The 670-nt window shown below is 34.3% G+C and carries 2 protein-coding genes; both read left to right on the forward strand.

What is annotated here, in order from left to right:
* On the forward strand, positions 1 to 247 hold a 247-nt coding region (locus BZK14_RS08875), incomplete at its 5' end, for an MlaA family lipoprotein (protein WP_143691421.1).
* A 2-nt stretch (positions 248 to 249) separates the two neighbouring features.
* Positions 250 to 670: lysophospholipid acyltransferase family protein (locus tag BZK14_RS08880; protein ID WP_425445331.1), on the forward strand; the 421-nt coding region annotated here is incomplete at its 3' end.

The following is a 670-nucleotide window of genomic DNA, read 5'->3' on the forward strand; positions in this document are numbered from 1 at the left end:
GAATGTTAGAGGTGAAGTAATCGTTGCCACAGTTGATACAATTAATACTCGAGCAGATTTACTAGAAGCTGATAAGTTATCGAAAAAAATCTCTCTAGACAATTATGTTTTCCAACGCGAATCTATATTACAGCATCGTAATAATCAATTAAGACAATCTGGTATCGATATCCCTGATCAGTCTTATCATGATGAAGATGATGAGTTTTCAATTGCAGATATCGCTCGACAAAACGCTAATGAATAATTATGGATAAATCGATACCACTACGTCGCCGAATTCGTGCCAAAGCTATTACTGCTTTATTAAAGCTTTTTGCGTGTTTTTCGTTGAAAACACTGTATCGATTTGCCAATATAATTGCATCATTATTAATTATATTGCCCAATCAAACTAAAGAAATAGCCAAGCAAAATATTGCTTTGGCATTTCCTGAACTCTCCGCATCTGAACAACAAAAGTTACTTCATCAAACATTGCGCCACAATGCAGCAACCATGTTTGAACTAAGCTTTATGTGGCTCAATTCTTATGAAAAAATATTACAATCTGTCACAAATATCACACTACCTCCTGAATTTATAGAAGATCAAAAAAAATTTAGTCAGATGATCTTCATCACACCACATTTTGGCTCATGGGAGTTAAGTGGATTATATGCATCATCTC

Origin of the sequence: Wohlfahrtiimonas larvae (assembly GCF_002006755.1) — a bacterium.
GTDB classification, from domain to species: Bacteria; Pseudomonadota; Gammaproteobacteria; order Cardiobacteriales; family Wohlfahrtiimonadaceae; genus Wohlfahrtiimonas; species Wohlfahrtiimonas larvae.